Raw genomic sequence first — 13,624 nt, 5'->3', positions numbered from 1 at the left:
TTCCTAGCGGGGCAACGAAGCAAATTCTTCGGGCGTGTACGCCGTGATGGCAAGGGCATGGATGCCACGCTGCATGGCATCAGCCAGCGCATCATACACCATGCGATGCCGCGCCACGCGGGGCTTACCGGCAAAAGCTACCGCAACAATCGTGACGCTGAAATGCCCCCCGGCCGCGGCGCCGGCATGGCCGGCGTGCTGCGCGCTGTCGTCGGTGATACGGATCGACTCGACCGGCGCGAGCGCGGCGGTAAGGCGCGCCTCGATCAGCGCGGCGCGCTCGGCGGTGGTGGCATGCATGAACACGTCGCTCATCTCATTCTTCCTTCATGTACTTCGACAGCCACAGGCTCTGTCCGACGATGAAGACGAGCAGGCAGCCGGTCGCGCCGAACAGCTTGAAATTGACCCATTGGTCGGTCGTGAAGTGGTAGGCGACGAACAGATTGAGCACGCCGAGCAGCACGAAAAACACCGCCCAGATCAGGTTCAGCTTGCCCCAGATCGCGTGCGGCAGCGTGATCTGCTTGCCCATCATCGCTTCGATCAGGTTCTTGTTGAAGCCGAGCTGCGAGACGATCAGCGCGACGGAAAACGCCCAGTACAGCACGGTCGGCTTCCACTTGATGAAGGTGTCGTTGTGCAGCACGAGCGTCGCGCCGCCGAAGACCACGACGACGCCGAGGCTCACCCACAGCATCGGGTCGACCTTGCGGTGGCGGAACGCCACCCACGCGATCTGCACCAGGGTTGCGACGATCGCCACTGCCGTCGCCGTGAAAATGCCCCAGATCTTGAAGGCGACGAAGAACAGGATGATCGGGAACAGATCGAACAGGAATTTCATTTATCTGGCCGGGAAGTCGGAGAGTGTGTCGAACGGTGAAGGGCGCTAGTTAGCGGACGAAGTGCGAAGGCCGTGGGCGGATAGTCCGCATAAACTGCGTGGCGGTTCGCGGGCGGTGCCACGCGCGGTGTGCTGCATGGCCGGCCGGCGCTCGTCCATGTTCGAACGGACATGGAAGGGCTCGAAATACGTCCCAGGCACGCCCTGGACATGCCCCAGACCGGCTCAAGTCCCAGCCAGGCCCCGCGATTTCACGCGGTTTCAATCTGCCAGGGCTGGCCTGACAGCAGTCCGAAGAACCGACCGCAGAGCCGATCGAACAACCAACCGCGGGACACCGCCGCGCCACTCGCGCTAGCCCGCCCGCCGCCAGCCTCGAAGCACATGAACCCGCCTGAGCCCGCCCGCCGCGCATGCGTCGCGCGTTACTTGGGCTCGAATTGTAACGCAGCCGAATTGATGCAGTAACGAAGACCGGTCGGCGCGGGCCCGTCCTCGAACACGTGACCCAGATGCGCGCCGCAGTTCTTGCACTGCACCTCGATGCGTAGCATGCCGTGCGAGCGGTCGGTCTTCTCGGCGATCACCTCGCCGTCGATCGGCCGGAAGTAGCTCGGCCAGCCGCAACCGGCGTCGAACTTGGTGTCCGATTCGAACAGCGGCGTGCCGCAACAGACGCAGTCGTAGATGCCGCGTTCCCAGTGATCGTGGTAGCGGCCCGTGAACGGCCGCTCGGTGGCCGCGTGGCGTGTCACCTGATATTCGATGTCGGACAGCTGGTCGCGCCATTCGGCATCGCTTTTCTGCACAACGGGCGCATCATGCTTGAGATCGTCGGGATTGTTCATGGTCGGGTTCCTGTCTCGGGTTTGTCTCGGTATTGGATATCGGGGTAGCGGGCGGCGGGGCGGCCGGAGCGTTCTGACCGCCCCAGCGCGTCACGACGAACAGCTCACTTCCAGCGAGCTCGCCCAGTCGGGCGGCAGCCCCGCATACGCGGCGTGTTCGGGCTGTTCGTCGAACGGGCGACGCAGCACGTCGGCGAGCCGTTCCACTTCGGAGAAATCCTTTTCCTTCGCACGCTGGATCGCGGTTTCCGCCAGATGGTTACGAAGCACGAATTTGGGGTTCACGCGGTTCATTGCAATGGCGCGCGTGGCGTCGTCGCGGGTCTCTTCGGACAGGCGTGCGCGGTAGTCGTTCGCCCATGCGTCGAAGGCCGCGCGGTCGAGGAACAGGTCGCGTACCGGCGCGTCGCCGCTCGCATCGTGTTTCGACACGCGCGCGAGATTGCGAAATGTCAGCGTGAAATCGGCGCGGTTCGCGTGCATCGCTTCGAACAGCCGGTTGACCAGCGCGTCGTCGCCGTCGCGCTGCTGTTCGAGGCCGAGCTTGGCGCGCATGCGGTTTTCGAGCGCCGGCGCGAAGCGCGCCTTGAAGCCGGCGAGCACGCGCTGCGCGTCTTCGACCGCCCGCTCGCCGCGCACGCTCTCGTCGTGCTGCTCGCCGAGCAGCGGCAGCAGCCCCTGGGCGAGGCAGAACAGATTCCAGTAGCCGATCTGCGGCTGCATCCGGTACGCATAACGGCCTTGCGTGTCCGAGTGGTTGCAGATGTGGCCGGCGTCGAAGGCATCCATGAAGCCGAACGGACCGTAGTCGATCGTCAGGCCGAGGATCGACATGTTGTCGGTATTCATCACGCCATGACAGAAGCCGACCGCCTGCCACTCGACCATCAGATCGGCGGTGGACTGCACCGCCTCGGCGAGCAGCGCGAGGTACGGATCGTCGGCCTCCTTGCAATGCGGGTAGAAGCGCTCGATCACGTGATCGGCGAGCGCGCGCAACGCGTCGACGCGATCGGCCGCGTAGAAGTGCTCGAAGTGGCCGAAGCGCACGAAGCTCGGCGACACGCGCGTGACCACCGCGGCGGTTTCGATGGTCTCGCGCCGCACCGGTTGGTCGGAGCCGATCACGCATAGCGCGCGCGTGGTCGGAATGCCGAGGTGATGCATCGCCTCCGCGCACAGATACTCGCGAATCGACGAACGCAGCACCGCGCGGCCGTCGCCCATGCGCGAATAGGGCGTGCGGCCCGCGCCCTTCAGTTGCAGTTCGAAGCGCGCGCCGTCGTGTTCGAGCTCGCCGAGGCTAAGCGCGCGACCGTCGCCGAGCTGGCCGGCCCACACGCCGAACTGATGCCCCGAGTACACCGACGCATACGGCAGCGCGTCGGCCGGCCAGTCGCGCGTGGCGTTGCCGCAGAACAGATCGGGAAAGCCTGGTTCGCGCTCGATGCCGGCGGGCAGTCCGAGCCGCGCGGCGGTGTCGGCGGAGAAGCCGACCAGATAGGGGGCGTCGAGCGGCGCGGCGGGCAGGCGGGTGAGGAAGGTGCCGCCGAGCCGCGCGAAGGCGTTGGCCGGGGGCGTGGCGAGCGTGTTGGAAAGATCCGTCAAAGCGGCGGATAGCCCTGCAATGCTTGGGGAAAACGACATGTTGAGCGCCTCTGGATTAACCGATATTGTAAGTCCGCGCCCGCGGCGCTGCTGGTCGGCCGCTTCGTTATTCAGGCCGTCACTCAGGCGATGCGCTTTTCACCGTGTTCTCACGGTGTTCTCACCGTGATGTGCACCACGTGCGTGCGTATCCGTCGATTCGTTTCGACACGCGTTGTCGACCACATCGCCCGCTCGCCAACCCGCCTATCTGTCTATTCGCCGCATAGCCAGTCCAACCCGACCACCTTCCCACTCACACCACCAAGCCGAGGAGACCCCGCTTTATGACGACGCCGCTGCTGGGCCAGATGATGGACGTGCCACTCACCGTGTCATCGCTGCTTGCGCATGCCGCACGGCATTTCGGCGGCACCGAGATCGTATCGCGGCGTATCGAAGGCGATCTGCATCGCTACACGTACCGCGATTGCGAGAAGCGCGCGAAGCAGCTCGCGCAGGCACTCATCGCGCTCGGCGTCGAACCCGGCGAGCGGGTCGGGACGCTCGCATGGAACGGCTACCGGCATCTGGAGGCGTACTACGGCACGACCGGCTTCGGCGCGGTGTGCCACACGATCAACCCGCGGCTCTTTCCCGATCAGATCGCCTACATCATCAATCACGCCGACGACGCGTACGTGTTGTTCGACACCACCTTCGCCGCGCTGGTCGACGTGCTCGCGCCGCAGTGCCCGCGCGTGCGCGGCTGGATCGCGTTATGTGACGAAGCGCACCGGCCGGCGACGCAAACCCCGCTGCTGTGCTACGAAACGCTGATGGACGCGCAGGACGGCCACTATGACTGGCCCACGCTCGACGAGCGTCAGGCGTCCTACCTCTGCTATACGTCCGGCACGACGGGCAATCCGAAGGGCGCGCTGTATTCGCATCGCTCGACGGTGTTGCACGCGTTCGGTGCGTCCTTGCCCGACGCGATGTGCCTGTCCGCGTGCGATTCGGTGCTACCCGTCGTGCCGATGTTCCATGTGAACGCGTGGGGCATTCCGCACGCGGCGCCGCTGACCGGCGCGAAGCTCGTGTTCCCCGGCAAGGACCTCGACGGCAAGTCGCTGTACGAGCTGATGGAAAGCGAGCGCGTCACCTATTCGGCCGGCGTGCCGACCGTCTGGCTCGGCCTGCTCAATTACATGCGCGGGGCCGGCGCGAAGTTTTCGTCGCTGAAGAGCACGGTGATCGGCGGCTCCGCGTGTCCGCCGGCGATGCTGCGCACCTTCGAGGACGAGTACGGCGTACAGGTGATCCACGCATGGGGCATGACGGAGATGTCGCCGCTTGGGACCTTGTCGAAACTGACGTGGGAGCAGAGTCAACGGCCGCTTGCCGAGCAACGCAAGCTGCTCGAAAAGCAGGGCCACACGATCTACGGCGTGGACATGAAGATCGTCGGCGAGGATGGCCGCGAGTTGCCGTGGGACGGCGTCGCGTTCGGCGATCTGCATGTGCGCGGACCGTGGGTGATCGACCGGTATTTCCGCAAGGACGACTCGCCGCTCGCGGACGGCTGGTTCCCGACCGGTGACGTCGCGACGATCGACCCCGACAGCTTCCTGCACATCACCGACCGCTCGAAGGACGTGATCAAGTCGGGCGGCGAATGGATCAGCTCGATCGACGTGGAGAACGTCGCGATCGCGCATCCGGCGGTCGCGGAGGCGGCGTGCATCGCGTGCGCGCATCCGAAGTGGACCGAGCGACCGCTGCTGGTCGTGGTGAAGCGCCCGGGGCAGGAGGTGACGCGTGAGGAGCTGCTGGCGTTCTACGACGGCAAGGTCGCCAAATGGTGGATTCCCGACGACGTCGCGTTCGTCGACGAGTTGCCGCACACCGCGACCGGCAAGCTGCAGAAGCTGAAGCTGCGCGATCTGTTTCGCGACCACGTGCTGCCGTCCGCGCTCGAAGACAGCCGCAACTGTCCGCTGACGCCCAGCGCCTGAAGCAACGCATCGGTATGAGCAGCAACGTGCCGGGCCGCCTAGGGGAAACCCCGCCCGGCAGTAAATTGAACGAGCGTGCTTTTTTGTGTATTCTGCCTGCTGACCCGGAAGCGTCGCCCGAAAAGCCTGACAATGAGCAGGCTCGATGAACCGGACAGGCGGCGCATCACGCGCCGCCTCATTGCATGGATCGCATGGAGGCAGGCAGATGGCAGTGGACTACACAACTCATGACGGCGTGGCCGTCATCACGCTGAACAATCCTCCCGTGAATGGCCTCGGCCTGTCGACGCGGGCAGGAATCGTCGAAGGGCTCGAGCGCGCGCAGAACGATCCGGCCGTGAAGGCCATCGTGCTGACCGGCGCGGGCAAAGCCTTCTCGGGCGGCGCCGACATCACCGAATTCAATACCCCGAAGGCCACCCAGGAGCCGACGCTGCACACGGTCATCAAGGCCGTCGAGGGCAGCACGAAGCCGGTCGTCGCGGCGATTCACAGCGTCGCGATGGGCGGCGGTCTCGAACTCGCGCTCGGCGCGCACTACCGCATCGCCGCGGCCGGCGCGCAGATCGCGCTGCCCGAAGTGAAGCTCGGCATCCTGCCGGGCGCGGGCGGCACGCAGCGTCTGCCGCGTGCGATCGGCCTCGAAGCGGCGCTCAACATGATCGTGTCCGGTGCGCTGGTGCTGTCGGAGAAGCTCGCGGATTCGGGCCTCTTCGACGAAGTCGTGCAGGGCGATCTCGCCGCCGCGGCGCTCGCATTCGCGCGCAAGGTCGGTGCGAAAACCGGCGCGCATCCGAAGGTGCGCGACCGCAAGATCGAGCATCCGAACGCGGCCGGCTTCATCCAGTTCGCGCGCAATACCGTCACGGGCATCGCGAAGAATTTCCCGGCGCCGCACAAGTGCATCGACGCGGTCGAAGCGGGTGTGCAGAACGGTTTCGACAAGGGCCTCGCGTTCGAGCGCGAATGCTTTCTCGCGCTCGTGCAGACGCCGGAGAGCCGCGCGCTGCGTCACGCGTTCTTCGGCGAACGCGCGGCCAGCAAGATCCCCGACGTGCCGTCCGACACCCCGGTGCGCGACATCAACCAGGTGGCCGTGATCGGCGCGGGCACGATGGGCGGCGGCATCGCGATGAACTTCATCAACGCGGGCATTCCGGTCACGCTGCTCGAAATGAAGCAGGACGCGCTCGACCGCGGCCTCGCGACGATCCGCAAGAACTACGAAGCGACCGTCAAGAAGGGCAAGCTGAAGCCCGAAGTGATGGAGCAGCGCCTCGCGCTGCTGAAGCCGACGCTCTCCTACGACGACCTGAAGAGCGCCGACCTGATCGTCGAAGCGGTGTTCGAGGAACTCGGCGTGAAGGAACAGGTGTTCCGCCGTCTCGACGAAGTTGCGAAGTCCGGCGCGATCCTCGCGTCGAACACGTCGACGCTCGACGTCGACAAGATCGCCGCGTTCACGAAGCGTCCGCAGGACGTGGTCGGCATGCACTTCTTCAGCCCGGCCAACGTGATGAAGCTGCTCGAAGTCGTGCGCGGCAAGGAGACCGCGAAAGACGTGCTCGCGACCGTGATGAAGCTCGCGAAGAAGATCAAAAAGACCGCCGTGGTGTCGGGCGTGTGCGACGGCTTTATCGGCAACCGGATGATCGAGCAGTACATCCGTCAGGCGCTCTTCATGCTCGAAGAAGGCGCACTGCCCGCGCAGGTGGATCGCGCGATCGAGAAGTTCGGCTTCGCGATGGGCCCGTTCCGCATGAGCGATCTGGCCGGCAACGACATCGGCTGGGCGATCCGCAAGCGTCGCTACCTCGAACATCCGGACATGCACTACTCGAAGATCGCCGACCGTCTGTGCGAGCTCGGCCGCTTCGGCCAGAAGACCGGCGGCGGCTGGTACGACTACAAGGCGGGCGACCGCACCGCGTATCCGTCGAAGATCGTCGACGACATGATCAGCGAGTTCTCGAAGGAAGCGAACACCGAGCGCCGCAAGATCAGCGACGAGGAAATCGTCGAGCGTCTGGTGTTCGCGCTCGTCAACGAAGGCGCGAAGATTCTCGAGGAAGGCATCGCGTCGAAGGCGTCGGACATCGACATGGTCTATCTGACCGGCTACGGCTTCCCGCTTCATCGCGGCGGCCCGATGCTGTACGCGGACACGGTCGGGCTCTACAACGTCGAGCGCGCGATTCGCCGCTATGCGGCGCGGCCGAACGGCGACGCGTGGAAGCTCGCGCCGAGCATCGCGAAGCTCGCAGGCGAAGGGCGCGGCTTCAACGGCTGAGCGGGCCACGTGGCGCGAGCGGCGCGGGTTCTACGTGCCGCTTGCGCTGAACGACATCGAGCTGTATCGAACCGTATCGAACGACCCAGGCGGCGCGGCTTCGCGCCCGGGCTGCATCGGCAGCCGGCCGGCGCGCCGCCGTCGACATCAGAAAGTAGGAGACTTGCATGACTGACGCCGTAATCGTATCCACCGCCCGCACGGGTCTTGCCAAATCGTGGCGCGGCGGTTTCAACCTGACCCATGGCGCGACGCTGGGCGGCCACGTGACCCAGGCCGCGGTCGAGCGAGCCAAGATCGACCCGGCGCGCGTCGAGGACGTGATCATGGGCTGCGCGAATCCGGAAGGCGCGACGGGCGGCAACATCGCGCGCCAGATCGCGCTGCGCGCGGGCCTGCCGGTCAGCGTGCCGGGCATGACCGTGAATCGCTTCTGTTCGTCGGGCTTGCAGACGATCGCGCTCGCCGCGCAACGGGTAATCGCCGGTGAGGGCGATGTGTTCGTCGCGGGCGGGGTCGAATCGATCTCGTGCGTGCAGAACGAGATGAACCGTCACATGATGGCCGAAGGCTGGCTCAGCCAGCACAAGCCGGAAATCTACTGGTCGATGCTGCAGACGGCCGAGAACGTCGCGAAGCGCTACTCGATCTCGAAGGATCGCCAGGACGAATACGGCGTGCGCTCGCAGCAACGCGCGGCGGCCGCGCTTGAAGCCGGCAGGTTCAAGGACGAGATCGTCCCGCTGACGGTGCTCGCCGGCGTCGCCGACAAGGCGAGCGGGCGTCTCTTCACGAAGGAAGTGACCGTCAGCGGCGACGAAGGCATTCGCGCCGACACGACGCTCGAAGGCGTCGCGAAGATTCGCACCGCGCTGCCGGGTGGCGTGATTACCGCCGGCAACGCGAGCCAGTTCTCGGACGGCGCATCGGCGTGCGTGGTGATGAACGCGACCCAGGCCGAACGCGAAGGGCTGCAGCCGCTCGGCATTTTTCGCGGCTTCGCGGTGGCCGGCTGCGAGCCGGACGAGATGGGCATCGGCCCGGTGTTCGCGGTGCCGAAGCTGCTGAAGAAGGCCGGCCTGAAGGTCGAGGACATCGGCCTGTGGGAGCTGAACGAAGCGTTCGCGGTGCAGGTGCTGTACTGCGCGGACACCCTCGGCATTCCGCACGACCGCCTGAACGTGAACGGCGGCGCGATCGCGGTCGGCCATCCGTATGGCGTGTCGGGCGCGCGACTGGTCGGCCATGCGCTGATCGAAGGCAAGCGGCGCGGCGTGAAGTACGTCGTCGTGACGATGTGCATCGGTGGCGGTCAGGGCGCGGCGGGGCTGTTCGAAGTGGTCTGAACCGTGCGCTGACGTGTGTCGGAAGCGCTGAAGGGGCGGGCGCCGCGAGGGTCGATGCCGAGTCGATGCGATAGGCCTGCGGTGCCTGCCTGTTGTCCGGCTGTTTGGTGCGTGTGATGGGTGTGGCGAGCGTGGTGAGTGTGTGGGGCGAGTCGTCGTGCGATGCGATCACTGCGACGCGGTGCCCAACATCGGCAGGCTCAGCGCGCCCTGATCGGAGAAGCGCGTGGTGCCGGTCAAGCCGCCCGCGAGCTTGCCGTGCAGCGTGTACGGAAACTGCCCGGATTGCGCGGCGCCCGCGAACGCGAGCGCCTGACGAACCGCGGCGAACGCCGGCACCGTGAGCGGCACGCTGACGATGGTTTCGCCGAAGCGTGGCACGGTGCCGCTCTGATCGCTGACGCCGCTCGCGAACGGCTTGCCGTTCAGATCGAGATCGAGCGAGATGCCGTTGAAGCTGACGGCGGTGTCGTTCGGATTCTGCACGCGCAGCTTCAGATTGAAGCGCATTTCGAGCCCCTGGCCTTGCAGCGGTTCGATGCCGGCGACGCTGACGCGCAATGGGTCGCCGCCGAGGAGGCCCGCGCAGGCGCTGAGCGTCAACGTGGCGACGGCGAGGACGAAGAGGCGCAAGCGCGCGGAACGAAAGCTACCAAGCAGTGTGCGCAACAGGGACATGATCGGCACCAGAAAGAAGGAAGCGGGCAGCGAGTAGCTGGTGACGCATTCTAACTGGCGGCGACGCGATGACGGCGAGGGCGTGTCAACTGGCCCGCCTCATCTGTCTGGCGACGAAGTCCCCGAGACGCTGCATGAATCGCTGGACGAACCCGCTGACATGCGCTTGACCGGACAGAGCCGGCGCGAGCTGTATCGCAGCGCTCGCATCGGACGCACGCACCGACACGACACCGTGTTGCCGGACCACAAACTGTTCGCCTTCGCAAACGGTGATCGATGTGACCGGCGCGTCGCCGCCGAGCCAGGCAAGCGCGTGATCGCGAAAGCCGAGCTTCAGTTTGCCTTCGACGGCGACGATGGCGGTCCCGGCACGCAGATCGAGCAGGACGGTCTGATCGCGGGCCACGCGTAACGCGGTGGGACGGGATGGGAACGCGGCCGGGTGCGGGGGCGGGCGGGTCACGATGGTTTCCTTCGAATGGTTTTCCTGCTGTACAGCTTATTGAGTTCGTTCACGTGGAAACAGCGACAGGCATGGACAATCTGAAGCGCTACAGCGACGCGTCCGGGCAGGCTGTATCGGTCCCAATCGCGCCGATGTGTATCTGTTGTCGCGCGCCGGCTATGCGCACCATCGACGCATGGACGAATTGACTTTCGAGCGGCGCGACACGTCCGCCTCCCCCGCGTCGGACAGCCAGCCGTTGTATCGGCAACTGGCCGACCACTATCGGCGCGCGATCGGCAACGGCGTGCTGCGCGCCGGCGACCGCATGCCGTCGATGCGCGCGTTCATGCAGCGCCACGGCGTGAGCCTCGCGACGGCGACCGAGAGCTATCGGGTGCTCGAGCGTGTCGCGTTGATCGAAGCGCGGCCGCGCTCCGGCTATTTCGTGCGGGCACCGCTGGCGGCGCTGCCGGCCGTCGCTGAACCGGATCCGGCGCTGCTGCCGGGCAGCGCGCAATTCGTCGGTATTCACGCGACGATTTCCGCGCTGGTGTCGAAGTTCCAGCGCTATCCGCAGGCGCTCAACCTCGGCGGCACGACCGCGTCGCCCGATCTCTACCCGACCGAAGCCTTGCGACAGGCCACCCTGCGTGCGCTGCGTCGCGAACCGACGCTACTGACCGCGGCGGGGCCCGATTTCGGCGATCCGGCCTTGCGCGCGGTGATCGCGCGGCGCGTGCTCGAAAGCGGCATCGAAATCGGTGCGGACGAGGTGATCATGACGCACGGCGGCATCGAAGCCGTCAATCTTGCGTTGCGCGCCGTGACGCAGCCGGGCGACACCGTCGCGGTCGAATCGCCATGTTTTTTCGGTCTGCTTCAGGTGCTCGAAAGCCTCGGGCTGCGGGCGCTCGAAATTCCGGCGAGTCCGAGCACGGGGCTTGCCATCGATGCGCTGAGCTTCGCGCTGCAACATCATCCCGACATCAAGGCCGTCGTCGTGGTGCCGAATCTGCAGAATCCGCTCGGCAGCGTGATGCCCGATGCGCACAAGGCGAGTCTCGTCGAGCTGTGCACGCGCGCCGGCGTCGCGCTGATCGAGGACGATCCGTATCGGGAGCTCGTCGACGGTGAGCCCGCGCCGAAGTCGCTGAAGGCATGGGATACGAACGGCACCGTGATCCATTGCACCTCGTTCAACAAGACGCTTGCGCCGGGCATGCGGATCGGCTGGATTAACGGCGGACGCTGGCATCCGCGCGTGGGAATGCTGAAGTTCGCCCAGTCGCGCCATAACGAACGACTCGCGCAGGTCGTGCTGGCAGGGTTCCTCGAGACCGGAGCCTATGCGCGGCATTTGCGGCGTCTGCGTGACAGCTTGCGGCTTCAGCGCGAGCGCATGGCCGCGGCGATTACCGTCGCGTTTCCGGAAGGCACGCGCTTTACGTCGCCACGCGGCGGACAGTGCTTCTGGGTCGAGTTGCCAGCTGCGTTGTCGTCGGCAGCCTTGTTCGACGCCGCGTTGGACGACGGCCTTCGTATCATGCCCGGCACTGTGTTTTCGAACACCGGGCGTTTCGATCATTTCATCCGTCTGAGCTGCCCGAGTACGGACCTCGAACTGCTCGACGACGCGGTGCGTCGGTTGGGGAGCCTCGCCAGACGGATGCTGGAGCGCGGCGACGCTCATACCGATGTTCATGCCGATACCCATGCGGCAAAGCGATAGCAGGTATCATTTTTCGCTGTGCACGCGCCGCACGTGCTGCACGCGCGTGCCTGCGTATGCGCGCGCGTCGAGCAGCGACATGCCGCACGACACGGCCTTTGCACACGTTGCCGATCACCCACTCCGACTACCTCAATGACCGACTCACCCTCATCCCCCGAAACGAACCGCGCGCCGCTGCCCGAAAGTCCCTTCGTCGATCGTCTCGGCGCGCAGTTGCTGCGCGTCGCCGATGGCGTCAGCGAAGTCGTGCTGCCGTTGCGGCACGATCACATGAACACGTGGGACGTCGCGCATGGCGGCGTCACGATGACGCTCGCCGACATCGCGCTCGCGATGGCCGCGCGCAGTCTCGCGGGCGACGGCGTCGGTGTCGTCACCGTCGAGATGAAGGTCAACTTCATGCAGCCGGGGCGCGGCGAGTTGCGCGCGACCGGCCGCGTGCTGCATCGCTCGACCACCATGGCCTATTGCGAAGGCGAGATTCGCGACAGCGAAGGCCACTTCGTCGCGAAGGCGCTCGGCACCTTCAAGTACATGCGCCGTCTCGCGGTGGGCCGCGACGTCGCGCAACAGCGCCTGCGCAGCGACCCGAGCGCGAAGCCCGGTCCGAGCGACGGCTGAGCGTGCCGCCGTGGCTGACCGCGTGATTGACCGCGCGTGTTCGACGGCGCGTGTCTGAGCGCGTGTTGTGGGAACGCGCAGGCAATGCCGCACGTATGCGCGTCGGCTTCAGGTATCAGCCTCAGGTATCAGCATCAACTTCAGCATCAGAGCGGGATCACATCCGATCCCGCTCAACCCGGTCACCCCAAGGAGACGACCCGATGGCCCAGATCAATCGCCAGTTGCTGCTGGCTTCGCGCCCCGAAGGCGCGGTCACGCCCGATAACTTCAAGCTCGTCGAAACGCCGCTCGCGCCGCTCGCCGACGGCGAAGTGCGCGTGCGCAACCACTACCTGTCGCTCGATCCGTACATGCGCGGCCGCATGAACGACAGCAAGTCGTACGCGGCGCCGCAGCCGCTGAACGAAGTGATGATCGGCGGCACGGTCGGCGAAGTGGTCGAATCGAAGAATCCGAAGTTCGCGGTCGGCGACAAGGTCGTCGCGATGTTCGGCTGGCAGGAGTACGGCACCTCGAACGGCGCGGGCATGCAGAAGATCGACGACACGCACGTGCCGCTCTCGGCCTATCTGGGCCCGGTCGGCATGCCGGGCGTCACCGCGTGGTACGGGCTGAACCGCATCATCGCGCCGAAGGCCGGCGAGACGGTGGTGGTCAGCGCGGCGAGCGGCGCGGTCGGCAGCGTGGTCGGGCAACTGGCGAAGGCGGCCGGCGCGCGCGCGGTCGGCATTGCCGGCGGCGCGGACAAGTGCCGCTACGTGGTCGAGACGCTCGGCTTCGACGCCTGCGTCGACTACAAGGCCGGCAACCTGTACCAGGACCTGAAGGCGGCGACGCCGGATGGGGTCGACGGCTGCTTCGAGAACGTCGGCGGCGAAGGGCTCGACGTGACGCTCGCGCGCATGAACGCGTTCGGGCGCATCGCGCTGTGCGGCTTTATCGCTGGTTACGACGGTCAGCCGCTGCCGCTGAAAAATCCGTCGATGATGTTGACGCAGCGCCTGCTGGTGCAGGGCTTTATCGTCAGCGAACATATGGAGGTGTGGCCGGAAGCGCTGAAGCAGCTCGGCACGCTGGTCGCGCAGAAAAAGCTGCAGTATCGCGAGACCATCGCGCAAGGGCTCGAAGCGGCGCCCGACGCGTTCATCGGTTTGCTGAAGGGCCGCAATTTCGGCAAGCAGTTGGTCAAGCTGATCTGAG

General features: G+C 65.9%; 12 protein-coding genes. 6 read left to right on the top strand and 6 right to left on the bottom strand.

Annotation, left to right across the window (positions count from 1 at the left end):
* Positions 1-3: 3 nt before the first annotated feature.
* From HHL14_RS10590 to HHL14_RS10575, 4 genes are all read right to left on the bottom strand, one after another.
* A complete protein-coding gene (locus HHL14_RS10590) occupies positions 4-315 on the bottom strand; it encodes a BolA family protein (RefSeq protein WP_169497548.1) in 312 nt (103 codons plus the stop codon).
* A 1-nt stretch (position 316) separates the two neighbouring features.
* Positions 317-847, bottom strand: a complete 531-nt coding sequence (locus HHL14_RS10585; protein ID WP_169497547.1) for a septation protein A — start codon at positions 845-847, stop codon at positions 317-319.
* A gap of 425 nt (positions 848-1,272) precedes the next feature.
* Complete coding sequence (msrB, locus tag HHL14_RS10580) at positions 1,273-1,695, bottom strand: peptide-methionine (R)-S-oxide reductase MsrB (protein ID WP_169497546.1); 423 nt, start codon at positions 1,693-1,695, stop codon at positions 1,273-1,275.
* Between the two features lie 90 nt (positions 1,696-1,785).
* The gene (locus HHL14_RS10575) at positions 1,786-3,342 is read right to left on the bottom strand and encodes a protein adenylyltransferase SelO (RefSeq protein ID WP_169497545.1); all 1,557 of its coding nucleotides are present in this window, start codon (positions 3,340-3,342) and stop codon (positions 1,786-1,788) included.
* 287 nt (positions 3,343-3,629) lie between these two features.
* On the opposite strand from HHL14_RS10575, the gene HHL14_RS10570 reads away from it, so the two are divergent.
* The 3 genes from HHL14_RS10570 (at position 3,630) to HHL14_RS10560 (ending at position 8,939) form a co-directional block, all read left to right on the top strand.
* Complete coding sequence (locus HHL14_RS10570; RefSeq protein WP_169497544.1) at positions 3,630-5,300, top strand: 3-(methylthio)propionyl-CoA ligase; 1,671 nt, start codon at positions 3,630-3,632, stop codon at positions 5,298-5,300.
* Between the two features lie 208 nt (positions 5,301-5,508).
* Positions 5,509-7,593: a 3-hydroxyacyl-CoA dehydrogenase NAD-binding domain-containing protein gene (locus HHL14_RS10565; RefSeq protein ID WP_169497543.1), complete on the top strand. Its 2,085-nt coding sequence runs from the start codon at positions 5,509-5,511 to the stop codon at positions 7,591-7,593.
* A gap of 167 nt (positions 7,594-7,760) precedes the next feature.
* Positions 7,761-8,939 (top strand): acetyl-CoA C-acyltransferase, encoded by a 1,179-nt coding sequence (locus tag HHL14_RS10560; RefSeq protein WP_169497542.1) that lies wholly within the window; start codon positions 7,761-7,763, stop codon positions 8,937-8,939.
* 168 nt (positions 8,940-9,107) lie between these two features.
* On the opposite strand, the gene HHL14_RS10555 is transcribed toward HHL14_RS10560, so the two are convergent.
* Positions 9,108-9,617: an LEA type 2 family protein gene (locus tag HHL14_RS10555; protein WP_169497541.1), complete on the bottom strand. Its 510-nt coding sequence runs from the start codon at positions 9,615-9,617 to the stop codon at positions 9,108-9,110.
* An 85-nt stretch (positions 9,618-9,702) separates the two neighbouring features.
* Positions 9,703-10,083 (bottom strand): hypothetical protein, encoded by a 381-nt coding sequence (locus HHL14_RS10550; protein ID WP_230412983.1) that lies wholly within the window; start codon positions 10,081-10,083, stop codon positions 9,703-9,705.
* Between the two features lie 178 nt (positions 10,084-10,261).
* Here HHL14_RS10550 and HHL14_RS10545 point away from each other — a divergent pair, with 178 nt between their 5' ends.
* From HHL14_RS10545 to HHL14_RS10535, 3 genes are all read left to right on the top strand, one after another.
* Positions 10,262-11,797: an aminotransferase-like domain-containing protein gene (locus tag HHL14_RS10545; RefSeq protein ID WP_169497540.1), complete on the top strand. Its 1,536-nt coding sequence runs from the start codon at positions 10,262-10,264 to the stop codon at positions 11,795-11,797.
* A 135-nt stretch (positions 11,798-11,932) separates the two neighbouring features.
* Complete coding sequence (locus tag HHL14_RS10540) at positions 11,933-12,421, top strand: PaaI family thioesterase (RefSeq protein ID WP_169497539.1); 489 nt, start codon at positions 11,933-11,935, stop codon at positions 12,419-12,421.
* Positions 12,422-12,624: 203 nt separating this feature from the next.
* Positions 12,625-13,623: an NADP-dependent oxidoreductase gene (locus tag HHL14_RS10535; RefSeq protein ID WP_169497538.1), complete on the top strand. Its 999-nt coding sequence runs from the start codon at positions 12,625-12,627 to the stop codon at positions 13,621-13,623.
* The last annotated feature ends 1 nt before the right edge of the window (position 13,624 follow it).

The sequence above is a fragment of the Paraburkholderia antibiotica genome, assembly GCF_012927125.1.
GTDB classification, from domain to species: Bacteria; Pseudomonadota; Gammaproteobacteria; order Burkholderiales; family Burkholderiaceae; genus Paraburkholderia; species Paraburkholderia antibiotica.
The sequence above is the reverse complement of the archived record's forward strand: the minus strand, read 5'-3'. Positions and strand labels throughout refer to the sequence as shown.

Excerpts from the sequence above, each read along its gene's own strand:
- msrB (WP_169497546.1), bottom strand. The coding sequence starts at position 1,695 with ATGAACAATCCCGACGATCTCAAGCATGATGCGCCCGTTGTGCAGAAA.
- HHL14_RS10565 (WP_169497543.1), top strand. The coding sequence starts at position 5,509 with ATGGCAGTGGACTACACAACTCATGACGGCGTGGCCGTCATCACGCTG.
- HHL14_RS10555 (WP_169497541.1), bottom strand. The coding sequence starts at position 9,617 with ATGTCCCTGTTGCGCACACTGCTTGGTAGCTTTCGTTCCGCGCGCTTG.
- HHL14_RS10575 (WP_169497545.1), bottom strand. The coding sequence starts at position 3,342 with ATGTCGTTTTCCCCAAGCATTGCAGGGCTATCCGCCGCTTTGACGGAT.
- HHL14_RS10585 (WP_169497547.1), bottom strand. The coding sequence starts at position 847 with ATGAAATTCCTGTTCGATCTGTTCCCGATCATCCTGTTCTTCGTCGCC.
- HHL14_RS10560 (WP_169497542.1), top strand. The coding sequence starts at position 7,761 with ATGACTGACGCCGTAATCGTATCCACCGCCCGCACGGGTCTTGCCAAA.
- HHL14_RS10545 (WP_169497540.1), top strand. The coding sequence starts at position 10,262 with ATGGACGAATTGACTTTCGAGCGGCGCGACACGTCCGCCTCCCCCGCG.
- HHL14_RS10590 (WP_169497548.1), bottom strand. The coding sequence starts at position 315 with ATGAGCGACGTGTTCATGCATGCCACCACCGCCGAGCGCGCCGCGCTG.
- HHL14_RS10535 (WP_169497538.1), top strand. The coding sequence starts at position 12,625 with ATGGCCCAGATCAATCGCCAGTTGCTGCTGGCTTCGCGCCCCGAAGGC.
- HHL14_RS10540 (WP_169497539.1), top strand. The coding sequence starts at position 11,933 with ATGACCGACTCACCCTCATCCCCCGAAACGAACCGCGCGCCGCTGCCC.
- HHL14_RS10570 (WP_169497544.1), top strand. The coding sequence starts at position 3,630 with ATGACGACGCCGCTGCTGGGCCAGATGATGGACGTGCCACTCACCGTG.